The organism is Streptococcus sp. CF8-6 (assembly GCF_024295845.1).
Taxonomy (GTDB): Bacteria; Bacillota; Bacilli; order Lactobacillales; family Streptococcaceae; genus Streptococcus; species Streptococcus oralis_BO.
Map to the genome: position 1 here is coordinate 652,239 of NZ_JANCOF010000001.1, position 23,433 is coordinate 675,671.

Consider the following 23,433-nt stretch of genomic DNA (forward strand, 5'->3'; position numbering starts at 1 on the left):
ATACCACAAAATGGCAGTCATGAAGCACTAGATTCATCCATGTAAGCACTTTAAAAAAGAGTTATTTTAGTCTAAAAATGGTATAATGAGAGAATGACAGAAAGGATGTATTTATGGAACATAAAGAGAAACATTTTAGCCTATCTTGGTTTTTTAAGTGGTTTTTAGATAATAAAGCCATCACTGTATTTTTAGTAACCTTGTTACTGGGGCTAAACATTTTTATTCTAAGTAAGATTAGTTTTATCTTTTTACCAGTTTTGGATTTTCTAGGAGTTGTCATGTTGCCAGTTATTTTATCTGGTTTACTTTATTACCTCCTCAATCCGATTGTGGACTGGATGGAGAAGCACAAGATCAATCGTGTCCTTGCCATTAGTATTGTTTTTGTCATTATCGGACTCTTTATCATTTGGGGGCTGGCAGTCGCAATTCCTAATCTGCAACGTCAAGTCTTAAATTTTGCGAAGAATGTGCCGACATACCTGGAAGATGCTGATAAGGTGATCAATGACCTTGTAACCAAACGCTTGCCAGATGATTTTAGACCACAGTTGGAGCAGGTTCTTTCCAATGTTTCTAGTGAGGCGACCATGTGGGCCAGCAAAATCTCTTCTCAAGCTGTTAACTGGGTTAGCGCCTTTATCAGTAGCGTTTCCCAGGTCATTGTTGCGGTTATTATCGTACCCTTCATGCTCTTTTATCTTTTGAGAGATGGGAAAGGCTTGCGAGATTACCTGACTAAATTCATCCCAAACAAGTTAAAAGAACCTGTCGGACAAGTTTTGTCAGATGTTAATAAACAGTTGTCAAACTATGTTAGAGGACAAGTTACAGTAGCTATTATTGTAGCTATCATGTTTATTATCTTCTTTAAGATTATCGGTTTACGCTACGCTGTGACTCTTGGTATTACCGCTGGTATTCTCAATCTAGTACCTTACCTAGGTAGTTTTCTAGCGATGTTGCCTGCTCTGGTTTTGGGCTTGATAGCGGGGCCTGTCATGCTTTTGAAAGTGATTATTGTCTTTATTGTTGAACAAACGATTGAAGGTCGCTTTGTTTCCCCGCTTATTTTAGGTAGTCAGCTAAACATCCATCCGATTAATGTTCTCTTTGTTCTCCTAACTTCAGGATCCATGTTTGGTATTTGGGGAGTCTTGCTGGGAATTCCTGTCTATGCCTCAGCCAAGGTCGTTATCTCAGCTATCTTTAACTGGTATAAAAAAGTCAGCGGTTTGTATGAAGAAGAAGGGGAGGAAATCAAGAGTGAACAATAGTCAACGTATGCTCCAGGCTTTGGATGAACAGGATTTAAGCAAAGCAGATCATTATTTTCACAAAGCCCTCGAAACAGATTCAAGTGAAGTTCTTTACGAACTAGCAAGCTATCTTGAGGGAATTGGCTTTTATCCTCAAGCTAAAGAAATTTACCAAAAAATCGTTACAGAATTTCCAGAAGTGAATCTAAACTTAGCAAGCATTGCTAGCGAGGATGGCAATGTTGAGCAAGCCTTTGCTTACCTTGAGGAAATCACACCCGAAAGTGACTGGTACGTGTCGGCCTTGGCCTTGAAGGCTGACCTCTATCAGTTGGAAGGATTGACAGATGTAGCGCGTGAAAAGTTACTGGAAGCTTTAAATTACTCAGACGATCCCTTATTAGTTTTTGGTTTGGCTGAGTTGGATAGCGAGTTGGGAAATTATCAGGAAGCTATTCAGGGCTATGCTCAGTTAGACAATCGCTCTATCTATGAGCAAACGGGTGTCTCAACCTATCAGCGAATTGGCTACGCTTATGCCCAGTTAGGTAAGTTTGAAGCTGCAACTGAATTCTTAGAGAAAGCTTTAGAATTAGAATACGATGACCAAACTGCCTTTGAACTGGCTAGTCTTTACTTTGACCAAGAAGAGTATCAAAAATCTGTTCTTTACTTTAAGCAGATTGATACCATTTCACCTGATTTTGAAGGATATGAATATGGTTATAGTCAAGCCTTGCATAAGGAACATCAGGTGGAAGAGGCCCTTCGTATCGCTAAACAAGGTTTGGAGAAAAATCCATTTGAAACTCGGCTCTTACTAGCTGCTTCACAGTTTTCGTATGAATTGCATGATCCTAGTAGTGCAGAGCAGTTTCTCCTTACTGCTAAAGAAGATGCAGAGGATACAGAAGAAATTTTCCTTCGCCTTGCAACCATTTATATGGAACAAGAACGGTTTGAGGACATTATCGCTCTCCAAAGTCAAGAACCTGAAAATCTCTTGACCAAGTGGATGATTGCCCGTTCTTATCAGGAAATTGAGGATTTAGATAAGGCCTATGAACTCTATCAACAACTATCGTCTGACCTCAAGGATAATCCTGAATTTCTGGAGCAGTATACTTATCTCCTACGTGAATTGGGGTATTTTGAAGAAGCCAAAGTACAAGCTGAAACATATTTAAAACTCGTTCCAGATGATGTTCAAATGCAAGAACTCTTAGAGACACTTTAAGGATTTCTAATTTTTGTAACATCTTGTTAACAGAAACGAATGACTTTAAATGAATGATTTGAAAGACCTCAGAGGTCTTTTCTTTTTTACTAATATAATATAAATGTTATAATTCCTTATAGATAATTTAGATGAGGTGTTGAACGATGAAAGTCTGTTATACCCTATTAAATAAGAGCTTAAAGACATGATTTGAACATCGAACTACTATGAAATACTTGACAAATTTATATAAGAATATATAATAATAAATAGGGGAGTCTATCCCCAAAAATAAAGGAGGCAATGTTGTGAAAAAGATTAATAAAAAACTTTCTCATGCATTCATGGCGCTATTGTTAGTAGCTTCAGTATTTATCCCAGTACTAAGAACTAGCAATGTGGTTAAAGCTGCTGAACTACCATCTAGTAGCTATACGCTAACGACAGTACCGACAATTAACAATAATAAGTTAGTTGACGGTGCAGAGTATGGTGAAGGGAAATTTTACCTTCAAACCACTTACAAGTTCGACAACTCAACAACGTTGAAGAATGGTGACTTTATGGTTTATAAAGTACCAAATGAATTCAAAATTGAATCAGATTCAACTACAGAAATCTTTGGTAATGATGGAGTCACTAAGGTTGCTGAGTTAACGACAAATAAGTCTGCAAATACAGCGACTGTAACGGTAAGTAACGAAGACTACTTTGCTAACTTACCTGAAGAGAAACAAATTTCGGCATTATTTACTGTTGTATGGGCTGATAATGTTGAACTCAATAAATCATATCCAATCGACATTCCTGGAGCAGGAGTATACAATTTGACTCGTATTGTTCCAGATGAGGATCCAACAGGATTTACTAAATGGGGAGTTCAAGATAAGAACGATCCAAATTATATTAATTGGTATATTCGCGTAAACAAATATGCTAATCCTTATGAAGGTGTTTTGATTCAAGATACAATCCCTGAAGGGCAAGTATTAGCTAGCGAGATTACAGGTTACTACTTTACTGAATGGGGTAAGGATGAGCATCATCCTCTTTTGAATCCAAGTCACATTGTTGTTCAAGATTCTAATCACTTCACTATTACTCCAAATGGTAATGGTGATCTAACTAACCAAGGTTTGTATGTAGTTTATAAGACTCGTATCACCGCTCCAGTTGATAATACAACAAAGAAAGCTTTCAATAACGTTAAAATTACGACTTCGACTGAAAACTTTGATGTAGAAGGTTTTGCACCATTAACCACAACTGAAGGTATTAGTTCTGGTTCACGTTCTACAGAAGTTTCATTTGAAGTTTCTAAGCAGTTAAAAGGAAAAGACTTAACTGCTGAAGAATTTAGCTTCCAACTGCTTGATCCAAACGGATCAGTTATTGAAACTGTTAAGAACGATAAAGATGGCAAAGTGAAATTTAAAGCCGTTAAATTCTCTACAGTGGGTACTTATAAGTATCAGATCAAAGAAGTTAATGATCAAAAACCAGGTTTTGTTTACGATGATAAGACTATTAACGCTGAAGTTACTGTAACAGATGTTTATGGTGAGAAATTTGCAAGTGTTAAATATGACAATAAAGTTTTTGTAAATTCGTATTCTGTTAAATCTGCAACAACTTCAATTACTGCTATAAAAGTCCTAAATGGTAAAACTCTTGAGGCAGATAAATATGAATTTGAATTGAAAGAAGGAGACAAACTTGTAGCTACAGCTAAAAATGCTGCGGACGGAACAGTTGCTTTCCCAGCGATTGAATACACTGCTGCAGGAACTTACACATACACGATCACTGAAAAAGATGGTGGTGAAACTGGTGTAACTTATGATAAAAATGCTTATACAGTAACAGTAAAAGTTGCAGACAATGGTCAAGGTCAACTTGTAGCAACGGTTACAGGTAATAATCCAACCTTCATAAATACTTATGCTGCTGAGACTCCGGGATCTTCTGATAACAAACCTAAACAACCAGAAGAAAATAAAGAACTACCAAATACTGGTACATCTGAAATGACTATGTTGCTTACTTTTGTAGGAGTAGTACTTGCATTTGGTTCCATTCTCTTATTCCGTTTCAAAAAAGTTAAATAATCTAGTTGAAAAATCTTGATGCCTTTGCAATGGCATTATCATCAAAGAGCCACTTGTATGGATAGTAGAAATGATACTATTCTTATAAAGTGGTTCTTTTTATATCTCTAGAGATATGAAGTGGATGTGAGTAAACAGAGTTCTATATCACTGAAATCTTTACAGATATTTGATAAAAAAATTTGATCATTCTTCTATCAGAATTAGAAGTTAAACCTAAATTCTCGTCTAGAATCCTTATAATTCTTCGAATTCTTTAAGATGACATTTCGCTCTGATTTCTTAGAAAAAGGTGTATAATTCAAGAATTATAGAATTTTTTTACAAAAACCCTTGCTAAATTGTTTATTTATGCTATAATAGGAACAATAATTTTTAGGAGGTGCAGTATGTCTTATATGTTTGAGATATTACCAAGTTTATTGAACGGTGCAAGTATGACACTTCAAGTCTTTGCTCTGGTCTTGATCTTTTCAATTCCATTAGGTATTGTCGTTGCCTTTGCTTTACAAGTCCGCTGGAAACCCCTCCATTATCTGATTGACCTTTATATTTGGGTGATGCGAGGGACTCCCTTGCTCTTGCAATTAATTTTTATTTACTATGTTCTCCCTAGCATTGGGATTCGTTTAGATCGTTTGCCTGCTGCTGTGATTGCCTTTGTATTGAACTATGCAGCCTACTTTGCTGAAATCTTTCGTGGTGGGATTGAAACCATTCCTAAAGGTCAATATGAGGCTGCTAAGGTCTTGAAGTTTAGTCCTTTTGATACAGTGCGCTATATTATTTTGCCTCAGGTGACAAAGATTGTCTTACCGAGCGTTTTTAATGAAATTATGAGTTTGGTCAAGGATACTTCTTTGGTCTATGCCTTAGGTATTTCAGATTTGATTTTGGCTAGTCGGACAGCAGCCAATCGGGATGCCAGTCTTGTTCCTATGTTTTTAGCCGGAGCGATTTATTTGATTATGATTGGTCTTGTAACTATTGTTGCGAAAAAACTTGAGAAGAAGTACAGTTATTACAGATAGGAGGATTGCTATGTTAGAATTACGAAACATTAACAAGGCCTTTGGTGGCAAACAAATCTTAACCAACTTCAGACTATCAATTCCTGAAAAGCAAATCCTTGCAATCGTAGGTCCATCAGGAGGAGGCAAGACAACCCTATTACGTATGCTAGCTGGACTGGAAACCATCGATTCGGGGGAAATCTACTATAACGGCGAATCGCTAGCTATAGACGAACTAGAAAAGCGCAATCTTCTGGGATTTGTTTTCCAAGATTTTCAACTCTTTCCGCATTTGTCAGTTCTAGATAATTTAACTCTGTCGCCTATAAAAACCATGAGCATGGAGAAGGAAGTTGCTGAGAAGAAGGCGCGTGGTTTGTTAGAACAACTTGGGTTAGCAGGGCATGCAGATGCCTTTCCATTCTCACTTTCAGGTGGGCAAAAACAACGGGTGGCCTTAGCGCGTGCTATGATGATAAACCCAGAAATTATTGGATATGATGAGCCTACATCAGCCTTAGACCCAGAATTGCGATTAGAAGTAGAAAAACTTATCCTTCAAAATAAAGAGCGTGGGATGACTCAGATTGTTGTGACCCACGATCTTCAGTTTGCGGAAAACATTGCTGATCAGATCCTTAAGGTTGATCCAAAGTAGGACTAGGAGGTGCCTATGAAGAGAAAGAAAATTGCCTTTGTACTTGCTCTGTTCTTTAGCTTCTTCCTGACGGCTTGTACTCAGAAGGCAAGTGATCCAAGTCAGGATAATTGGGCCAAATATCAAAAACAGGGTAGCATTACCATTGGCTTTGACAATACCTTTGTTCCCATGGGATTTGAGGAGAAGAATGGCCAGTATGCAGGTTTTGATATTGACCTAGCCCAAGCTGTCTCTGAAAAACTAGGAATTCAGATTAAATTTCAACCCATCGACTGGGATATGAAAGAAACCGAACTACAAAATGGTACTATTGATGCCATCTGGAATGGCTATACAGCAACAAATGAACGGAAAGAGAAGGTTGCTTTTACCATTCCTTACATGGAAAATCAACAAGTTTTGGTCTCTAAAAAGTCTCAAAACATCCACTCAGTTCAGGATATGACTGACAAAGTTTTAGGGTCCCAGGCTGGATCTTCTGGTTATTTAAATTTTGAAGGACAACCAGAACTACTCAAGAATCGAGTGAAAGACCAGAAGGCTAATCAATACCAAAGTTTCAATGAAGCCTTAATTGATTTGAAAAATGATCGGATTGATGCCTTGTTGATTGACCGGGTATATGCCAATTATTATCTCCAGTCTGAAGGAATATTAAATGACTACAATGTCTTTTCAGCTGGATTTGAAAGTGAAGCTTTTGCTGTGGGTGTTAGACCTGCTGATAAAACTTTGCTAGCTGCGTTGAATCAAGCCTTTGTATCACTATACCAAGAAGGAAAATTCCAGGAAATCAGCCAAAAATGGTTTGGGGAAGATGCAGCCACCAAAGAAGTGAAAAGTAGAGACTGAGTTTTTCTCAGTCTCTTTTTTTATCAAAAAACCTCTGGCAAGTACCAGAGGATAAGGGTTTATTTCATTGTTGGGAAGAGCAATACATCACGGATAGTAGTTGTATCAGTGAGGAGCATGCAGAGACGGTCGATACCGATACCCAAACCACCTGTTGGTGGCATACCGTATTCAAGAGCTTCAATGTAGTCGTAATCGATACCTGTTGCTTCATCGTCACCAAGTTCTTTAGCTTTGGCTTGGGCTTGGAAACGGCTAAGTTGGTCGATTGGGTCGTTTAACTCAGTAAAGGCATTACCGTATTCTTTGGTCATGATGAAGAGCTCAAAACGGTCAGTAAAGCGGTCGTCTTCAGGATTTTTCTTAGCGAGTGGAGACACAGCTACTGGATGTCCGTAGACAAAAGTTGGTTGGATTAAGGTTTCTTCGACAAATTCTTCAAAGAAGGCATTGATGATGTGACCAACTTCAGTGTAATGTTTTTCAACTGGAACTTTCTTCTCAGCAGCGATAGCTTTAGCTTCCTCGAAAGTCATGTCTTGCCAGAAATCTACACCAGTAATTTCTTTGATAGCATCCACCATGTGAACACGTTTAAATGGTTCGTTAATCTTGATTTCAGTTCCTTGGTAGTTAACTGGACCATCACCCTTAACTGATTTAGCAGCGTGTTGGATAATACCTTCCGTCAAGTCCATGATATCTTGGAAGTCCGCATAAGCTTGGTAAACTTCGATAGAAGTGAATTCAGGGTTATGAGTGGCGTCCATTCCTTCGTTACGGAAGATACGGCCAATTTCATAGACACGTTCCATACCACCAACGATAAGACGTTTCAAGTGAAGCTCGGTCGCGATACGAAGCACCATGTCAATGTTCTGTGCATTGTGATGAGTGATAAATGGACGAGCAGCAGCACCACCAGCTTCGTTGTGAAGGACAGGTGTTTCCACTTCAAGGAAGCCTTTTTGATCTAGATAACGACGGATTTCAGAGATGATTTTTGAACGAGTGACAAAGCGTTCAAAGCTTTCACGGTTAGAAATCAAGTCAAGGTAACGTTTACGGTAAATCGTTTCAACGTCTGTCAAACCGTGGAATTTCTCAGGAAGCGGACGAAGTGCTTTAGACAAGTGCGTGATGTGAGTTGCCTTGATAGAGAGCTCTCCCATATCAGTACGCATGACTTCACCTTCGACACCAAGGAAGTCACCAAGGTCAGCCTTTTTGAAGATTTCGTAGTTTTCTTCACCGACTTCGTCTTTACGAACGTAGATTTGGATTTGACCTTCACGGTCTTGGAGATGGGCAAAGCCGACTTTCCCCTTTCCACGTTTAGTTACTAAGCGTCCAGCGATAGTAGCAGTTTCATTTAATTCATGTAATTGTTCTTTATCAAGTTCTGCAAATTTGTCTTTAAGCTCTTGTGAGTTAGCAGTACGTTCAAAACGTTTTCCGAAGGGATCGATTCCTTGTTCACGGAGCGCAGCCATTTTTTCACGGCGAACGATCTGCTGGTCATTTAGTTCTTCCATATGTTCTGTAGACATGGGTTCCTCCTAATTTTACTCAAAAATTAATACGATGAGTCATTTTTTGCGATACTCCCATTTTATCATAAATAGCAGAGAAATTCACGGATATTCTTTGAAAACTAAAAAGAACTTGACTATTAAGATCAAGTTCCATTATTTTCTTTGATAGGAAGTGTCATTCCATCTTTCCAGAGTGAAGGTTTCAAAATCCTCGGTCTCCAAAATTGTCAGACTAGCATTGGCCAAGCCTCCATCTTTGCGAAGGTGAGCTTCTTTATAGCCTAAAAGTGTACGAAGGCTAGCAGTGAGATTTGCCCCATGCCCGATTATCAGAACTCTTTCAGCTGGACTTTCTTTCAGAGATTTGATAAATCGGATAGTACGCTGAGTCGTAGAGTAGAGAGATTCGGCTTCAAACATCCTCGTATCAAACTGAGCCAGATTAGAGCGAAAAGCCTTGATTTGTTGTGGGTAGATGGCATTGAGTGTAGCGATTTTTAATCCCTCTAGTTTGCCAAGTTGCCATTCACGTAGGTCAGGAATGCTCTTTAAAGGACAAGGGGCCTGGAGTTGACTTTGGATAATTTCAGCAGATTTAACTGCTCTGGGTAAATCACTAGAATAAATCGTATCAAAAGGAATTTCCTTGAGATACTGACCCAGTTGTTTTAAAACGTCAATGGACTCTGGAAGAAGGGGAGAATCACCGCTAGCACCTTGAAAACGTCCTTCAAGATTCCAGACAGTCCGACCATGACGGACAAAATAGAGTTTCATCAGTTGATTTCCTCCAAGATATCAGCAAAATCCGCTTTTACAAAGCTGGCTAAGTCTTGAGGTCGGATGATGATACTGTGCCCGACTTCTCCAGCAGAGACAATCATTTGGTCTAAATCCAAAGCAGTCTGATCAATAAAAATAGGATAATTATGTTTTTGGCGAATGCCGACGGGGTTATTAGCCCCATGAATATAGCCTGTCGTTTTTTCTAGGTCTTTTTGAGGAATCATGCTCACTTTTTTATTACCAGAAACCTTTGCTAGTTTTTTCTCAGCGAGGTGTTCTGTTATGGGAACGATTCCGATGATTGGCCCTGTTTTGTCCCCTAATAGAGCCAAGGTTTTAAAGATATGAGTTCGATCATATTCCGGAGGAAGTTCACCCTCAAGCGCGTTGATTTGAATACCAGTATGGTCAACACCTGCCTTGGTCAAGATTTGTTCGACCAAGGTTTTTTTAATCTTAACTTTCTTTGCCATTATTTATACTTATCCTCCAATTGACTCATCCAGATACCAAGCCAAATTCCAAGCGCAAAGAAGAAGGCGATGAGAACATAGCTCACAATAGAAAGTCCACTGTATTGGATACTTTCAGCATTTCCAGCATTTGGAATCAAGATCAAGAGAGTGCTTGATAGCACAATCCCAATGATAAAGTGATAAACACGGGAGTGGTAGTTGTTCAAGGCGTGGTCCATTAATTTTGAAAAAATGATGAGGGTTGCACCTGCACCAATACCGATTGGAAGGAAGGTTCCAAATAAATCAAAGGTTTTAAAACCAGTGAGCATTGGAGCGTACAGTCCTAAAATCAAGAGTAGATTTGACGGACTTAAACCAGGCACCAAGACACCAAGCGCTAAAAGAGCACCCGCTAAGATGAAACTAGCAAAACTAGCGCTGAGAGAGCCGACAACAAAATTTAGCGCGTAGAGCCCTAGTCCTGAAAGGATAAAGGTGGTCCAGAACCAGACTAGGTCAATCTTATCCCGATCAGATTCTCGAGTAGATTCTTTAAGGAGGCTAGGCACTGTACCGATGATAGCTCCAGCAAAACTCCATAAAACATAGACTTGGTAATTTTGTAGCAGATACTCGATTGGATAAGAAAACAAACCAATGCCTAGCAACATCCCAATTGCTACTGGGATAAAGTATAGGACATTCGCTTTAAAATCCTTAAAGGGATGAGCCAGAAAAGAAATCATTCGCTCGTAAATTCCCAAAATAGCTGCCAGAACACCACCAGAAATTCCAGGTAGGATAAACCCTAAGGCGATGACTATTCCTTTAATAACTCTTGCAATCCATGAAAACATCATAAAATCCTCAATTTCATAAAATTCTTTCTCTATTCTATCAATTATAACACAGACGAGAAGAAAATGAAAAAACAAGTGAAAAAGAGAGCAATTTTCACTTGTTTTATGGTCTTAAAAATAGTTTTCTGAAGGTTTCTTCTTTTTCCTTCAAGGTAGAAATAAGATTAATATCTAAATGGTGTTCAAATCCAGCAATTCTTCCTTTTGAAGTATACTGATGGAGGTCATAGTCTAAATCTGTATTAGGCGTGGTTTCAAAGTAACCTGAATCCGTTCCATAAGATGGAATCCAGACAGCAGTGAACTTGTCTGTATTGATACTATGCTCTTGCATGAAATAAACACCGATGTAAATTCCGATATTTTTGGCGCCAAGCGCTTCTAGTTTAGCTCGAAAAGCTTCAACACCTTCGTTCATATCAGACATTGTCTTTTCTTCGACGTCTAACCAATAGTAACTAGGGTTGTATGGAGAAGCAGCATTGTAGAAAACCTCAGCAGCTTTTTCCATTTCTTCCTTACTAGTACCTGCTAGATAGGCATAAACAGCAACTGGAACATTGCGTTTTTGAAATTCTGAAATATGACTTATATAGGCTTTATCGACACCATTGGCATAGGCGGCATTATTTGTTTCAGTATGTTGAGCCCCATTGTGGACACGAACAATAACACCAGAAATATTTTGAGATAAGGTATCGTAGTTGATTTCCTCAGGTCTTTGCCAGCCAGAGACGTCAATAATAGGTTTGTCAAGGTTATGCAAGGCCTGATTTTCAACCTGGACTGCATTGGGTTTTGACTTGACAGGATGGTCTTCATAAGTTGGTCTATTGAGGATCAAAATAGCTATAAATATAGTAAATAAAGTAAAAATAATAGCTGGATGAATCTTTTTTCTCATATTTAAATAGTTTAACGTAAATAGATAAAAAAATCAAAGAAAACATCGAAAAAAGTGAATAAATGGGCGTCTTCTCCCTATTTTTCTGTTTGTTTACTCCTAAGAAACTAAATTATGGTATAATATAAGGGAATTTCTAGAGAAAAGAGAAGATTATGTCAAATTATGCCATTATTCTAGCAGCGGGTAAAGGTACTCGCATGAAATCAGATCTTCCAAAGGTACTTCATAAAGTAGCTGGAATTTCGATGTTGGAACATGTTTTTCGTAGTGTTGGTGCTATTCAACCTGAAAAAACAGTTACTGTAGTTGGTCACAAGGCAGAGCTAGTTGAGCAAGTCTTGGCTGGCCAGACAGACTTTGTTACCCAATCAGAACAACTAGGAACTGGGCATGCTGTCATGATGGCAGAGCCTATTCTCCAAAATCGTACCGGCCACACCTTGGTTATTGCTGGGGATACTCCTCTGATTACAGGTGAAAGCTTGAAAAACCTCCTGGATTTCCATATCAATCACAAAAATGTGGCGACGATTTTAACAGCTGAAGCAGCTGATCCTTTTGGATATGGTCGTATTGTCCGTAACGATAATGCTGAAGTTCTTCGTATTGTTGAGCAGAAAGATGCTACAGACTTTGAAAAGCAAATTAAGGAAATCAATACAGGAACTTATGTATTTGACAATGAACGTCTTTTTGAAGCCCTTAAAAACATCAACACTAACAATGCACAAGGTGAGTATTATATTACTGACGTGATTGGTATTTTCCGTAATGCGGGTGAGAAGGTTGGTGCCTATACTCTCAAGGATTTTGATGAAAGTCTTGGCGTAAATGACCGTGTAGCTCTTGCGACTGCGGAATCAGTGATGCGTCGCCGTATCAATCAAAAGCACATGGTTAATGGTGTTAGCTTTGTTAATCCGGAAGCAACTTACATTGATATTGATGTTGAGATTGCTCCCGAAGTCCAAATCGAAGCCAACGTTACCTTAAAAGGTCAAACGAAGATTGGTGCGGAGACTATTTTAACAAATGGAACTTGTATTGTAGATAGCACCATTGGATCTGGAGCTGTGATTACCAACTCTATGATTGAGGAAAGTAGTGTTGCGGACGGTGTGACAGTTGGTCCTTATGCCCATATCCGTCCAGGTTCAAGTCTGGCTGCTCAAGTTCACATTGGAAATTTTGTTGAAGTAAAAGGCTCTTCAATCGGTGAAAATACCAAGGCAGGTCATTTGACTTATATTGGAAACTGTGAAGTGGGTAGCAACGTTAATTTTGGTGCAGGAACTATTACAGTCAACTACGATGGCAAAAATAAATACAAAACTGTCATTGGCAATAATGTCTTTGTTGGATCAAACTCAACTATTATTGCTCCTGTAGAACTTGGGGATAATTCTCTGGTTGGAGCGGGTTCAACCATTACCAAGAATGTTCCTGCTGATGCCATTGCTATCGGCCGTGGACGACAAGTTAACAAAGACGAGTACGCAACACGCTTACCTCATCATCCAAAGAACCAGTAGGAGTTTGTCATGGAATTTGAAGAAAAAACGATTAGTCGGAAGGAAATCTATCAAGGTCCTATTTTCAAACTAGTACAAGACCAGGTGGAACTACCAGAAGGAAAGGGGACTGCCCAACGTGACTTGATTTTTCACAATGGAGCTGTTTGTGTACTAGCTGTGACAGCCGAGGATAAAATCGTTCTCGTTAAGCAATACCGAAAGGCTATCGAGGCGGTTTCTTATGAGATTCCTGCTGGTAAACTAGAACTTGGTGAAAATGCTGATCCAATGGCAGCGGCACTTCGTGAATTGGAAGAAGAAGTTGCCTACACGGCTAAGTTAGAGCTGTTGTACGATTTTTATTCTGCGATTGGATTTTGTAATGAAAAACTAAAACTCTACCTTGCTAGTAATTTGATCAAGGTGGAAAATCCTCGCCCACAAGATGATGATGAAACCTTGGAAGTCCTAGAAGTAAGTCTAGAGGAAGCCAAGAACCTGATCCAATCAGGTCATATCTGTGATGCCAAGACCATTATGGCGATTCAGTACTGGGAACTACAAAAGAAATAGAGGAGAAACCCATGGGAAAACCTTTATTAACAGACGAAATGATTGAACGTGCCAATCGTGGTGAGAAAATCTCAGGACCACCTCTTCAAGATGATGAGGAAACAAAAATCCTACCAACGTCTTCACAACATCTTGGTTATTCACGTTCTAGAGACCACGGTTTTAGTCAAGATACACTTACAATCGAAGTAGAACCAACGATTCATAAGAGTCGCCGCATTGAGAATACCAAGAGAAATGTTTTTAATTCGAAACTCAATCGTATCTTGTTTGCAGTCATCCTACTTTTGATTTTGTTAATTTTAGCGATGAAACTCTTGTAATTGAAAGGACTTGAAATGAAAATTGGAATCATTGCTGCCATGCCAGAAGAACTTGTATATTTGACTCAGAATTTGGATAAACCTCAAGAAGTCCAAGTCTTAGGAAATACCTACTACACAGGCTCTGTTGGCAATACTGAAGTCGTTCTAGTTCAGAGTGGGATTGGAAAGGTCATGTCAGCTATGAGTGTAGCTATTCTAGCTGACCATTTTCAGGTAGAAGCTATCATCAATACAGGATCAGCAGGTGCTCTTGCTGAAGGGATTGCTGTTGGAGATGTAGTGATTGCGGATAAGTTGGCTTATCATGATGTGGATGTGACTGCTTTTGGTTATGCTTATGGCCAAATGGCTGGTCAACCTCTGTACTTTGAATCAGATAAGAAATTTATCGCTAGGATTAAAGAAAACTTATTTCAGTTAGAGCAGACATGGCACCTAGGCTTGATTGCCACAGGGGACAGTTTTATAGCTGGAGATGATAAGATTGCTAGTATCAAATCCCACTTCCCTGATGTTTTAGCAGTTGAAATGGAAGGGGCTGCTATTGCACAAGCGGCTCAGTCTCTTAATTTACCGTTCCTAGTCATTCGTGCTATGAGTGACAATGCCAATCACGAAGCCTCTGTCTCTTTTGATGAGTTTATTATCGAAGCTGGACGTCGTTCTGCCCAAGTCTTACTAGCCTTTTTAAAGGCCTTGGATTAAGCGGAAATTTGACAGTTTATCTAGCTTATGATAAGATTTAAATAAAGAAAAGCTAGAAAACGTTTCAGAGGATATTATGAGTATTGAAATGACCGTCAGTGAGATTGCAGAGGTCTTAGGACTATCTCGTCAAGCAATCAACAATCGTGTCAAAGAACTTCCAGAAGAGGACACGAAAAAGAATGACAAAGGTGTAACTGTAGTTACTCGAAGTGGCTTGATCAAGCTAGAAGAAATCTATAAAAAAACAATTTTTGAAGATGAGCCTGTCAGTGATGATGTCAAACAACGTGAACTGATGGAAATCTTGGTTGATGAGAAAAATGCTGAAATTCTTCGTTTGTACGAGCAGCTCAAGGCAAAAGACCGCCAGTTATCAGAAAAAGATGAACAGATGCGTATCAAAGACCGACAGATTGCTGAAAAGGACAAACAGTTGGACCAACAGCAACAGTTAACTCTTCAAGCCATGAAGGATCAAGAAACCTTGAAACTCGAGTTGGACCAAGCAAAAGAAGAAGTCCAAGCAACCAAAAAAGGCTTTTTTGCTCGTCTTTTTGGAGGAAAATAAAGAAGCTGTTTGGGTTACTCACTAACCTAATGGCTTCTTTTATTGTTTATAGTTTAGTTTGGGTAGTAATTGAGGTAAATAATGGAAAAATTAAGAGATTATATCGCCTTTGATTTGGAATTCAATCAACACGAGGGCGTTACCCATTTAATTCAAGTATCAGCAGTCCGTTTTCAAGATGGACAAGAATGTGCTGCTTTTGATTCTTATGTTTATACTACAGCCCCTTTAAAGAGTTTTATCAATGGTTTGACTGGAATCACAGCTGAAACCTTAAAAGATGCGCCAAAAGTAGAGCAAGTTTTAAAGAACTTTCAAGCATTTGTTGGCGACTTACCTATTGTTGGTTACAATGCGGCTAAGAGTGATTTGCCTATTCTTTTGGAGCATGGTATTGATTATCGTGACCAGTATAAGGTTGATCTATATGAGGAGGCTTTTGAACGCCGTAGTTCTGACCTACACGGCATAGCCAATCTTAAATTACAAACTGTAGCGAATTTTTTAGGCTTTCACGGGAAGTCTCATAACAGTTTAGAAGACGCCCGCATGACGGCGCGTGTTTACGAAGCTTTTTTGGAATCGGATGAAGGAAAGCTATTAATAGAAGACCAGAGTAGTTTTTCGATGAATAATCCTTTTGGTGGCTTAGATTTATCCCAATTTTTAGACTAGGAGTGCCTATGAAACCTGAAAAACCTAAAAAGCTAGGTTTTAGGAAGATATACTATAACCTAGATAAGATTTTATTTCTATTTTTCTTGATATTTATGATGGTTGAGTTTGTCTGGCTACCATTAAATTCATGGATTGCTGGCATCCTTCTGAGACAAACTGGTTATTTGTTTATCTCCTACAATAACTTTTGGGCGATTATACAAGGCTCGCCTTTTATCAGTTTAGCCTTTCTCATCTTAATTGCAATCAATCTCTTGGTTGCCTATTTCCAGATTTGTCTTTTGTTTATCGGGGCTCGTCACCTTCTCTATCATGAAAAGAGAACTTTAATTGAGTATAGTAGAAAAGTATTTCAACAGAGCTTTCTATTCGTTAAGCGATTGAGCTTTTGTAAGATGGCCTTTGTCTTTTTTTACATTGCTTTGCTTTTCCCGTTCATCCGTAAGATTTTAAAAATCTACTACCTCAACAAAATTATTATCCCTGATTTTATTGTGAATTATTGGGAAGGTAAGCATTGGCTGGTAGGTCTGATGATCATAGCATCCGCTTGGATCTTTCTCTACATCTCTGTCCGATTTATGTTTGCCCTTCCTAAGATTCTCTTTGAAAGAAAGACCGTAAGAGAAAGTGTGAAATATAGTCTCCAAAAGACAAAGAAAAATGTCCTTTTCTTCTCTTGGCATCTCTTACTCATTATCATTAAAACGTATCTCTTCTTCTTTGGTTTGTTAATTCCTTTGCTTTTTGCGCAAGCAGTGATGGATAATCTAACTCAAAAAGAGTCCTTGATTCTCGGTGTGATTAATTTTGTCTTGATTAAAAATTTCCATTACATGACCCTGACTTATTTCCTAGTGAAGTTTGTTTCCTTCCTTACAGGAGAGGAGTTGGAGATCATGCCAAGGCGAAAGAAAGATCATCTGATGAGATGGGGTGTCATGGGGTGTGCAAGCATCATCTTTGCCATAGAAGGCTACGTTTATCTGGAATCTCCGGATACCAATACACCTTTAGTGATTTCGCACAGAGGAGTAAGTAATAAAAACGGTGTTCAAAATACTGTGCAGTCTTTAGAAAAAACAGCTCAACTAAAACCAGATCTTATAGAAATGGATGTGCAGGAAACGAAAGACGGTCAGTTCGTGATGATGCACGATGCTAACCTCAAAAATTTAACAGGTATTAATGCTACACCGCAAGATTTGACTCTGGATGAATTAACAAATACAGATATTTACGAGAATGGTTATCAAACAAAGATTTCAAGCTTTGATGCCTATTTAGAGCGTGCAAATGCTTTAAACCAAAAATTGCTGATTGAGATTAAGACCAGTAAAAAAGATAGTCCGCAAATGATGGACCATTTCCTCGAAAAGTACGGAGCGACTATCAAGAAATATGGACACCAGATGCAATCGCTAGACTACCATGTGATTGATAAAGTGTTGACTTATGATTCTGAAATTCCAGTTTACTTTATTCTTCCCTATAACAGTATCTTCCCAAGAACCAAGGCAACGGGTTATACTATGGAGTACTCAACTTTGGATGAATACTTTGTCAATAAACTCTGGACAACTGATCAGAGACTCTATGTTTGGACCGTAAATGGTTCGGAGGCATTTGATAAAGCAGTTCGTCTCGGTGCAGATGGCATGATTACTGATGATCTTGAAATGGTCCAGTCACAAGTCACAATGGCTCAAGACGATCCGGAATATACGGAATTACTCTTAAAGAAAGCAATGGAATTCTTTGATTTCTAAGAAAAAAAGAGAAACATCTGTTTCTCTTTTTTTGTGGATTAGAAAGGCAATTTTCCAGCGAAAGCACCGAGTTTCTTCTTAGTCGTTTCATCAATTTGTTCAAGAGCAGCATTAATTGCTTGCGCAGTCATATCTGAAAGTGTTTCGAGATCTTCTGGATCTACAACTGCTGGGTTGAAGTCAATGCTGACAACTTTTTTGTCTCCAGTCAGAGTTGCTTGGACAAGGTCTTGAGCAGATTTTCCAACAAATTCCATGGCAGCGAGTTCTGCTTGACTTTGTTCCATTTGTTTTTGAAGTTTTTGTGCTTGGCGCATCATGTTTTGCATGTTCATCATGGCGGTTTATAGTTTCCTTTTTCTATTATTTTCCTTTTTATTTTAACAATTTTAGGTGGAAAAGTCTATTATTTGTTTAATTCATGAGATATATGAGCTTTAATAATGAATCCCTCAAACAACTTTTAAGAAATTTACTATGCACACCTAGTATTCTTTGCTAAACAAATAATTTTGTTTAAGCTTTTTTTAAGGTTTGTGTTATATTCTAAAGAACTCTATGTTAACCGAACGTTAAACAGAGAATATAGAGGATAACCTAATTATATTTCTTAATTTGTTATGTTCTTTCCAGATTTAGTAAGACATTGTTCACTTTTTAGCTTAAATGGTGTGTTGATTAGACTAAATGACGCTCTGTCTTTTCTTCATGATGGAGGCAGATTGTGATATAATAGATGGTAATGAGTTTTTTAGAATAAACTAAAGGAGAATATAAATGATCTATGCAGGAATCCTAGCCGGAGGAACTGGCACACGCATGGGAATCAGTAATTTACCAAAACAATTCTTGGAGCTGGGTGATCGACCTATTTTGATCCACACAATTGAAAAATTTGTTTTGGAACCAAGTATTGAAAAAATTGTAGTTGGAGTTCATGGAGACTGGGTGTCACACGCTGAGGACCTAGTTGACAAGTATCTTTCTCTCCACAAGGATCGTATCATCATTACAAAGGGTGGTGCTGATCGCAATACCAGTATCGAGAAGATTATAGAAGCTATTGATGCCTATCGTCCAATCACTCCAGAAGATATTGTGATTACCCACGACTCTGTTCGTCCTTTTATCACACTTCGCATGATTCAGGACAATATCAAACTGGCGCAAAATCATGATGCGGTTGACACAGTAGTAGAAGCAGTTGATACCATTGTTGAAAGTACTAATGGTCAGTTTATCACGGATATTCCAAATCGTGCTCACCTCTATCAAGGTCAAACACCTCAGACATTCCGCTGCAAGGATTTCATGGATTTGTATGGTTCCCTATCTGACCAAGAAAAGGAAATCCTGACGGATGCATGTAAGATTTTTGTTATCAAAGGAAAAGACGTTGCCCTAGCTAAAGGGGAATATTCAAATCTTAAAATCACAACTGTGACAGACTTGAAAATCGCGAAAAGCATGATTGAGAAAGACTAAGGCTATGATTAATCAAATTTATCAACTGACCAAACCAAAGTTTATCAATGTAAAATATCAAGAAGAAGACATTGATCAGGAGAATCATATCCTTATTCGTCCAAATTATATGGCGGTTTGTCATGCGGATCAACGTTACTATCAAGGGAAACGCGATCCAAAGATATTGGCTAAAAAGCTTCCTATGGCCATGATTCACGAGTCTTGTGGAACTGTTATCTCAGATCCAACTGGTACTTATGAAGTTGGTCAAAAGGTAGTTATGATTCCCAATCAACCGCCTATGCAGAGTGACAAGGAGTTCTACGAGAACTACATGACAGGGACCTACTTCCTATCTAGTGGCTATGACGGCTTTATGCGAGAATTTGTCTCTCTTCCAAAAGATCGTGTTGTGTCTTATAATGACATTGAGGACACAGTTGCAGCCATAACTGAGTTTGTCAGTGTTGGCATGCATGCTATGGATCGCTTCCTGCATCTTGCTCATAGCAAGAGAGCGCGCATCGCTGTTATCGGAGATGGTAGTTTGGCCTTTGTGGTTGCAAATATTATCAATTACACTCTACCAGAAGCAGAGATTATCGTGATTGGTCGCCATTGGGAAAAACTGGAGCTCTTCTCTTTTGCAAAAGAGTGCTATATCACGGATAATATCCCAGAGGATTTGACCTTTGATCATGGATTTGAGTGTTGCGGTGGTGATGGTACAGGACCAGCTATCAATGACCTGATTCGCTATATTCGTCCACAGGGAACGATTCTCATGATGGGAGTGAGTGAATACAAGGTTAATATCAATACACGAGATGCTTTGGAAAAAGGATTGTTATTAGTAGGCTCGTCTCGCTCAGGACGCGTCGATTTTGAGAAGGCTATTCAAATGATGGAAGTCAAAAAGTTTGCGAATCGTCTGAAGAATATCCTTTATGTTGAAGAGCCTGTGAGAGAAATCAAGGACATTCACCGTGTCTTTGCTACAGACCTTAATACTGCTTTCAAAACAGTATTTAAGTGGGAAGTGTAGAAGATGGAGGTTAATTGTGGAGAAACTCATCAAAGAAAAAATTTCTTCTTTACTATCTAATGAAGAGGAAGTACTCAGTGTTGAACAGCTGGGAGGCATGACCAACCAAAACTATTTGGTCAAAACAACCAACAAACAGTATATTGTGAAATTTTTTGGTAAAGGGACTGAAAAACTCATCAATCGTCAAAATGAAAAGTACAATCTTGAACTTTTAGAGGATTTAGATTTAGATGTCAAAAATTACCTTTTTGATATTGAGTCAGGGATCAAAGTAAATGAGTACATCGAATCAGCAGTAACTCTAGATTCGACATCTATTAAGTCCAAGTTTGAAAAGATTGCACCAATTTTACAAACCATCCATGCTTCAGGGAAAGAATTAAGAGGAGAGTTTGCTCCATTTGAGGAAATCAGAAAATATGAATCCTTGATTGAGGGAGCTATTCCTTATGAAAATTATGAAGCTGTTAGAAAAGATGTATTTTCACTAGAAAAGAGATTGGCTGATTTGGGTGTTGATAGAAAGTCCTGTCATATCGATTTGGTACCAGAAAACTTTATCGAGTCACCACAAGGTCGTTTGTATTTGATTGACTGGGAATACTCTTCTATGAATGACCCGATGTGGGATTTGGCAGCTCTTTTCTTAGAGTCTGAATTTACAAAGCAAGAGGAAGATGATTTCCTTTCCTACTATGAAAGTGACAAAACGCCTGTATCACGTGAGAAGATTCGTATCTATAAAATCTTGCAAGATACCATTTGGAGTTTGTGGACAGTGTACAAAGAAGCTCAAGGGGCTGATTTTGGAGATTACGGTGTCAATCGTTACCAAAGAGCTGTCGAAGGTTTGACTTATTATGGAGGTTAGGATGAAGAATAAAAATGGCGTTTCTTTTGGCCTGCTCTCAGGTATCTTCTGGGGATTAGGTCTAACGATTAGTGCTTATATCTTTTCAATTTTTACAAATCTTTCGCCTTTTGTGGTGGCTGCCGCTCATGATTTCTTGAGTATCTTTATCTTGTTAGCTTTTCTTTTGGTAAAAGAAGGAAAAGTTCGCCTCTCGATTTTCTTAAATATTCGAAATGTGAGTGTTATAATCGGTGCTTTGCTAGCAGGACCTATAGGTATGCAGGCCAATCTTTATGCAGTTAAATATATTGGTAGTTCTCTAGCTTCATCTGTATCGGCTATTTACCCAGCAATTTCAGTTTTGCTTGCCTTCTTCATTTTGAAACACAAGGTTTCAAAGAATACAGTATTTGGTGTTTTCTTGATTATTGCAGCGATTATTGCTCAAACCTACAAGGTTGAACAAGTTAACTCGTTTTACATTGGGATTCTTTGTGCCCTTATTTGTGCCATTGCCTGGGGGAGTGAAAGTGTTCTCAGCTCCTATGCTATGGAAAGTGATTTAAGTGAAATTGAAGCCTTGTTAATCCGACAAGTAACCTCATTCTTGTCCTATCTTGTGATTGTGCTCTTTTCTCACCATTCATTTGCAGAAGTAGCAGATGGGCAATTACTCGGCCTCTTGCTTGTCTTTGCGGCCTTTGATATGATTTCCTACTTAGCTTATTATATCGCTATTAATCGTTTGCAACCTGCGAAAGCAACAGGTTTGAATGTGAGCTATGTAGTTTGGACTGTCTTATTTGCAGTTATTTTCTTGGGTGCACCGCTAGATATGCTGACAATCATCACTTCACTTATTGTTATGGCTGGTGTTTATATTATTATTAAAGAATAAAGGAGATTCGTGTGAAAGCGATTATTTTAGCAGCGGGCTTAGGAACTCGTCTGCGCCCTATGACTGAAAATACCCCAAAAGCTTTGGTTAAGGTTAATCAAAAACCTTTGGTAGAATACCAAATTGAGTTTTTGAAAGAGAGAGGAATTGATGAGATTATCATCGTTGTCGGTTACCTCAAAGAACAATTTGACTACCTAAAAGAAAAATATGGTGTCCGTTTAGTCTTTAACGACAAGTATGCTGATTACAATAACTTTTACTCACTTTATCTAGTAAAAGAAGATTTGGCTAACAGCTACGTCATCGATGCAGATAATTACCTTTTCAAAAATATGTTTCGAAACGATCTTAAACGTTCTACCTATTTTAGTGTATATCGTGAAGACTGTACCAACGAGTGGTTCTTGGTTTACGGTGATGATTACAAGGTTCAAGACATTATTGTTGACAGCAAGGCTGGTCGCATTCTGAGCGGAGTTTCATTCTGGGATGCACCAACTGCTGAGAAGATTGTTGGCTTTATTGACAAAGCTTACGAAAGTGGTGAATTTGTTGATCTCTACTGGGACAACATGGTTAAGGATAATATCAAAGAATTGGATGTCTATGTCGAAGAATTAGAAGGAAATAGCATTTATGAAATTGATAGTGTAAAAGACTACCATAAGTTAGAAGAGATTTTATCTACTATTAAGTAAGGAAGAGAAGAAGGCTTGGGCCTTCTTTTTTGTGGATTTTACAACAAGAATGTTTGATATTGATTGTATTCTTTAAATAAAACAAAAATTACAAAAAAATGAACAAAATAAAACAAAAATTATTGACAACGATTTCATATAGTGTTATACTTATAGCATAAAAGATAATTGAAAGAAGGGAAAATGTTATGGGATTAGATCATTTCTTTGACAAAAACCTGGTGTTTTGCTTAGAAGCGGATAATCAAGAACAACTCTTTGATCAGGTAGCAAGCTTGTTGGAAGAACGAGAAATTGTCACTCCAACCTATCGTGAAGCCTTGATCACGCGTGAAAAGTCATTTCCAACTGGTTTAGATATGGAATTTCTAGGAAAGGACTTGCCAAATGTAGCGATTCCTCATACAGATATTGTTCATAATCTAGCTGAGAAAGTGGTGGTTGTTCGATTAGAAAAACCAGTAACTTTTCACAATATGATAGCTCCTGATAAGGAAGTAGAAGTATCCCTACTCTTCTTTATCATTAACAACTCAAGTTCAAGTCAAACAAATATTCTGGCTCAGTTGATGGACTTTTTCACAGGAAATGGACATCTGGAAGATTTATCAAAAATTTCCGAACCAGAAAAACTTTATGCTTACATTGCTGAAGCAACAGCTTAATCTT

25 protein-coding genes are annotated in these 23,433 nt (G+C 38.3%); 19 read left to right on the top strand and 6 right to left on the bottom strand.

Annotated elements, in window-relative coordinates; translation table 11 throughout:
* The first annotated feature begins 113 nt into the window (after positions 1-113).
* The 6 genes from NML69_RS03120 to NML69_RS03150 all read left to right on the top strand — a co-directional run bounded on the left by NML69_RS03120 (position 114) and on the right by NML69_RS03150 (position 7,115).
* Positions 114-1,280: an AI-2E family transporter gene (locus NML69_RS03120; RefSeq protein WP_000400294.1), complete on the top strand. Its 1,167-nt coding sequence runs from the start codon at positions 114-116 to the stop codon at positions 1,278-1,280.
* Positions 1,270-2,499 carry a tetratricopeptide repeat protein gene (locus tag NML69_RS03125; protein ID WP_254725276.1) on the top strand — a complete coding sequence of 410 codons (1,230 nt, stop codon included), beginning with the start codon at positions 1,270-1,272 and terminating at the stop codon, positions 2,497-2,499. Before NML69_RS03120 ends, NML69_RS03125 begins: the two co-directional genes overlap by 11 nt.
* Before the next feature lie 290 nt (positions 2,500-2,789).
* Complete coding sequence (locus tag NML69_RS03130) at positions 2,790-4,589, top strand: FctA domain-containing protein (RefSeq protein WP_368406878.1); 1,800 nt, start codon at positions 2,790-2,792, stop codon at positions 4,587-4,589.
* Between the two features lie 389 nt (positions 4,590-4,978).
* Positions 4,979-5,620 carry an amino acid ABC transporter permease gene (locus tag NML69_RS03140; RefSeq protein WP_000121156.1) on the top strand — a complete coding sequence of 214 codons (642 nt, stop codon included), beginning with the start codon at positions 4,979-4,981 and terminating at the stop codon, positions 5,618-5,620.
* A 10-nt stretch (positions 5,621-5,630) separates the two neighbouring features.
* The gene (locus NML69_RS03145) at positions 5,631-6,260 is read left to right on the top strand and encodes an amino acid ABC transporter ATP-binding protein (protein ID WP_254725277.1); all 630 of its coding nucleotides are present in this window, start codon (positions 5,631-5,633) and stop codon (positions 6,258-6,260) included.
* Positions 6,261-6,275: 15 nt separating this feature from the next.
* Positions 6,276-7,115 carry an amino acid ABC transporter substrate-binding protein gene (locus tag NML69_RS03150; RefSeq protein WP_254725278.1) on the top strand — a complete coding sequence of 280 codons (840 nt, stop codon included), beginning with the start codon at positions 6,276-6,278 and terminating at the stop codon, positions 7,113-7,115.
* A 59-nt stretch (positions 7,116-7,174) separates the two neighbouring features.
* Here NML69_RS03150 and lysS read toward each other — a convergent pair whose 3' ends face one another.
* The 5 genes from lysS to NML69_RS03175 form a co-directional block, all read right to left on the bottom strand.
* The gene (gene lysS / locus NML69_RS03155) at positions 7,175-8,665 is read right to left on the bottom strand and encodes a lysine--tRNA ligase (protein ID WP_254725279.1); all 1,491 of its coding nucleotides are present in this window, start codon (positions 8,663-8,665) and stop codon (positions 7,175-7,177) included.
* Between the two features lie 138 nt (positions 8,666-8,803).
* Positions 8,804-9,427, bottom strand: coding sequence for a histidine phosphatase family protein (locus NML69_RS03160; RefSeq protein ID WP_254725280.1), 624 nt, complete (start codon positions 9,425-9,427; stop codon positions 8,804-8,806).
* Positions 9,427-9,909 carry an aminoacyl-tRNA deacylase gene (locus NML69_RS03165; RefSeq protein WP_254725281.1) on the bottom strand — a complete coding sequence of 161 codons (483 nt, stop codon included), beginning with the start codon at positions 9,907-9,909 and terminating at the stop codon, positions 9,427-9,429. The genes NML69_RS03160 and NML69_RS03165 overlap by 1 nt, the downstream gene beginning before the upstream one ends.
* Positions 9,909-10,751: a DUF368 domain-containing protein gene (locus tag NML69_RS03170; RefSeq protein WP_254725325.1), complete on the bottom strand. Its 843-nt coding sequence runs from the start codon at positions 10,749-10,751 to the stop codon at positions 9,909-9,911. Before NML69_RS03170 ends, NML69_RS03165 begins: the two co-directional genes overlap by 1 nt.
* A 106-nt stretch (positions 10,752-10,857) precedes the next feature.
* Positions 10,858-11,658 (bottom strand): glycoside hydrolase family 25 protein, encoded by an 801-nt coding sequence (locus NML69_RS03175; RefSeq protein ID WP_198459689.1) that lies wholly within the window; start codon positions 11,656-11,658, stop codon positions 10,858-10,860.
* A gap of 155 nt (positions 11,659-11,813) precedes the next feature.
* Here NML69_RS03175 and glmU point away from each other — a divergent pair, with 155 nt between their 5' ends.
* From glmU to NML69_RS03210, 7 genes are all read left to right on the top strand, one after another.
* Positions 11,814-13,193, top strand: coding sequence for a bifunctional UDP-N-acetylglucosamine diphosphorylase/glucosamine-1-phosphate N-acetyltransferase GlmU (gene glmU, locus NML69_RS03180; RefSeq protein ID WP_254725282.1), 1,380 nt, complete (start codon positions 11,814-11,816; stop codon positions 13,191-13,193).
* Between the two features lie 9 nt (positions 13,194-13,202).
* Entirely contained in the window at positions 13,203-13,748 is a 546-nt protein-coding gene (locus NML69_RS03185; RefSeq protein ID WP_254725283.1) for an NUDIX hydrolase, read from the top strand.
* Between the two features lie 11 nt (positions 13,749-13,759).
* The gene (gene macP, locus NML69_RS03190) at positions 13,760-14,071 is read left to right on the top strand and encodes a cell wall synthase accessory phosphoprotein MacP (RefSeq protein ID WP_198459687.1); all 312 of its coding nucleotides are present in this window, start codon (positions 13,760-13,762) and stop codon (positions 14,069-14,071) included.
* Between the two features lie 15 nt (positions 14,072-14,086).
* Positions 14,087-14,779, top strand: a complete 693-nt coding sequence (locus NML69_RS03195) for a 5'-methylthioadenosine/adenosylhomocysteine nucleosidase (RefSeq protein WP_198459686.1) — start codon at positions 14,087-14,089, stop codon at positions 14,777-14,779.
* 76 nt (positions 14,780-14,855) lie between these two features.
* The gene (gene rocS, locus NML69_RS03200; RefSeq protein ID WP_000021252.1) at positions 14,856-15,350 is read left to right on the top strand and encodes a chromosome segregation protein RocS; all 495 of its coding nucleotides are present in this window, start codon (positions 14,856-14,858) and stop codon (positions 15,348-15,350) included.
* 81 nt (positions 15,351-15,431) lie between these two features.
* Positions 15,432-16,025 carry a 3'-5' exonuclease gene (locus NML69_RS03205; RefSeq protein WP_000413625.1) on the top strand — a complete coding sequence of 198 codons (594 nt, stop codon included), beginning with the start codon at positions 15,432-15,434 and terminating at the stop codon, positions 16,023-16,025.
* Positions 16,026-16,033: 8 nt separating this feature from the next.
* Positions 16,034-17,797, top strand: coding sequence for a glycerophosphoryl diester phosphodiesterase membrane domain-containing protein (locus tag NML69_RS03210; RefSeq protein WP_061427252.1), 1,764 nt, complete (start codon positions 16,034-16,036; stop codon positions 17,795-17,797).
* Positions 17,798-17,835: 38 nt separating this feature from the next.
* Here NML69_RS03210 and NML69_RS03215 read toward each other — a convergent pair whose 3' ends face one another.
* Positions 17,836-18,135 (bottom strand): YbaB/EbfC family nucleoid-associated protein, encoded by a 300-nt coding sequence (locus NML69_RS03215; RefSeq protein WP_000981515.1) that lies wholly within the window; start codon positions 18,133-18,135, stop codon positions 17,836-17,838.
* A 439-nt stretch (positions 18,136-18,574) separates the two neighbouring features.
* Between NML69_RS03215 and NML69_RS03220 the strand changes: the two genes are divergently transcribed.
* The 6 genes from NML69_RS03220 (at position 18,575) to NML69_RS03245 (ending at position 23,429) form a co-directional block, all read left to right on the top strand.
* Positions 18,575-19,282, top strand: a complete 708-nt coding sequence (locus NML69_RS03220; protein WP_000638514.1) for a 2-C-methyl-D-erythritol 4-phosphate cytidylyltransferase — start codon at positions 18,575-18,577, stop codon at positions 19,280-19,282.
* A 4-nt stretch (positions 19,283-19,286) separates the two neighbouring features.
* The gene (locus tag NML69_RS03225; protein ID WP_198459684.1) at positions 19,287-20,309 is read left to right on the top strand and encodes a ribitol-5-phosphate dehydrogenase; all 1,023 of its coding nucleotides are present in this window, start codon (positions 19,287-19,289) and stop codon (positions 20,307-20,309) included.
* A 16-nt stretch (positions 20,310-20,325) separates the two neighbouring features.
* Positions 20,326-21,183, top strand: coding sequence for a phosphotransferase family protein (locus tag NML69_RS03230; RefSeq protein WP_198459683.1), 858 nt, complete (start codon positions 20,326-20,328; stop codon positions 21,181-21,183).
* 1 nt (position 21,184) lies between these two features.
* On the top strand, positions 21,185-22,063 hold the full coding sequence (locus NML69_RS03235) for a DMT family transporter (RefSeq protein ID WP_198459682.1): 879 nt from the start codon (positions 21,185-21,187) through the stop codon (positions 22,061-22,063).
* An 11-nt stretch (positions 22,064-22,074) separates the two neighbouring features.
* Positions 22,075-22,764, top strand: a complete 690-nt coding sequence (locus NML69_RS03240) for a sugar phosphate nucleotidyltransferase (protein ID WP_000643951.1) — start codon at positions 22,075-22,077, stop codon at positions 22,762-22,764.
* A gap of 188 nt (positions 22,765-22,952) precedes the next feature.
* Positions 22,953-23,429: a PTS sugar transporter subunit IIA gene (locus tag NML69_RS03245; RefSeq protein ID WP_000521979.1), complete on the top strand. Its 477-nt coding sequence runs from the start codon at positions 22,953-22,955 to the stop codon at positions 23,427-23,429.
* Positions 23,430-23,433 lie beyond the last annotated feature (4 nt).

What these genes read in the sequence shown, in the direction of transcription:
- NML69_RS03150 (WP_254725278.1), top strand. Translation starts at nt 6,276, where the DNA reads ATGAAGAGAAAGAAAATTGCCTTTGTACTTGCTCTGTTCTTTAGCTTC.
- NML69_RS03245 (WP_000521979.1), top strand. Translation starts at nt 22,953, where the DNA reads ATGGGATTAGATCATTTCTTTGACAAAAACCTGGTGTTTTGCTTAGAA.
- NML69_RS03175 (WP_198459689.1), bottom strand. Translation starts at nt 11,658, where the DNA reads ATGAGAAAAAAGATTCATCCAGCTATTATTTTTACTTTATTTACTATA.
- NML69_RS03160 (WP_254725280.1), bottom strand. Translation starts at nt 9,427, where the DNA reads ATGAAACTCTATTTTGTCCGTCATGGTCGGACTGTCTGGAATCTTGAA.
- NML69_RS03120 (WP_000400294.1), top strand. Translation starts at nt 114, where the DNA reads ATGGAACATAAAGAGAAACATTTTAGCCTATCTTGGTTTTTTAAGTGG.
- NML69_RS03210 (WP_061427252.1), top strand. Translation starts at nt 16,034, where the DNA reads ATGAAACCTGAAAAACCTAAAAAGCTAGGTTTTAGGAAGATATACTAT.
- macP (WP_198459687.1), top strand. Translation starts at nt 13,760, where the DNA reads ATGGGAAAACCTTTATTAACAGACGAAATGATTGAACGTGCCAATCGT.
- NML69_RS03170 (WP_254725325.1), bottom strand. Translation starts at nt 10,751, where the DNA reads ATGTTTTCATGGATTGCAAGAGTTATTAAAGGAATAGTCATCGCCTTA.
- NML69_RS03235 (WP_198459682.1), top strand. Translation starts at nt 21,185, where the DNA reads ATGAAGAATAAAAATGGCGTTTCTTTTGGCCTGCTCTCAGGTATCTTC.
- NML69_RS03220 (WP_000638514.1), top strand. Translation starts at nt 18,575, where the DNA reads ATGATCTATGCAGGAATCCTAGCCGGAGGAACTGGCACACGCATGGGA.
- NML69_RS03140 (WP_000121156.1), top strand. Translation starts at nt 4,979, where the DNA reads ATGTCTTATATGTTTGAGATATTACCAAGTTTATTGAACGGTGCAAGT.
- NML69_RS03145 (WP_254725277.1), top strand. Translation starts at nt 5,631, where the DNA reads ATGTTAGAATTACGAAACATTAACAAGGCCTTTGGTGGCAAACAAATC.
- lysS (WP_254725279.1), bottom strand. Translation starts at nt 8,665, where the DNA reads ATGTCTACAGAACATATGGAAGAACTAAATGACCAGCAGATCGTTCGC.
- NML69_RS03205 (WP_000413625.1), top strand. Translation starts at nt 15,432, where the DNA reads ATGGAAAAATTAAGAGATTATATCGCCTTTGATTTGGAATTCAATCAA.
- NML69_RS03195 (WP_198459686.1), top strand. Translation starts at nt 14,087, where the DNA reads ATGAAAATTGGAATCATTGCTGCCATGCCAGAAGAACTTGTATATTTG.
- glmU (WP_254725282.1), top strand. Translation starts at nt 11,814, where the DNA reads ATGTCAAATTATGCCATTATTCTAGCAGCGGGTAAAGGTACTCGCATG.
- NML69_RS03225 (WP_198459684.1), top strand. Translation starts at nt 19,287, where the DNA reads ATGATTAATCAAATTTATCAACTGACCAAACCAAAGTTTATCAATGTA.
- rocS (WP_000021252.1), top strand. Translation starts at nt 14,856, where the DNA reads ATGAGTATTGAAATGACCGTCAGTGAGATTGCAGAGGTCTTAGGACTA.
- NML69_RS03215 (WP_000981515.1), bottom strand. Translation starts at nt 18,135, where the DNA reads ATGATGAACATGCAAAACATGATGCGCCAAGCACAAAAACTTCAAAAA.
- NML69_RS03185 (WP_254725283.1), top strand. Translation starts at nt 13,203, where the DNA reads ATGGAATTTGAAGAAAAAACGATTAGTCGGAAGGAAATCTATCAAGGT.
- NML69_RS03165 (WP_254725281.1), bottom strand. Translation starts at nt 9,909, where the DNA reads ATGGCAAAGAAAGTTAAGATTAAAAAAACCTTGGTCGAACAAATCTTG.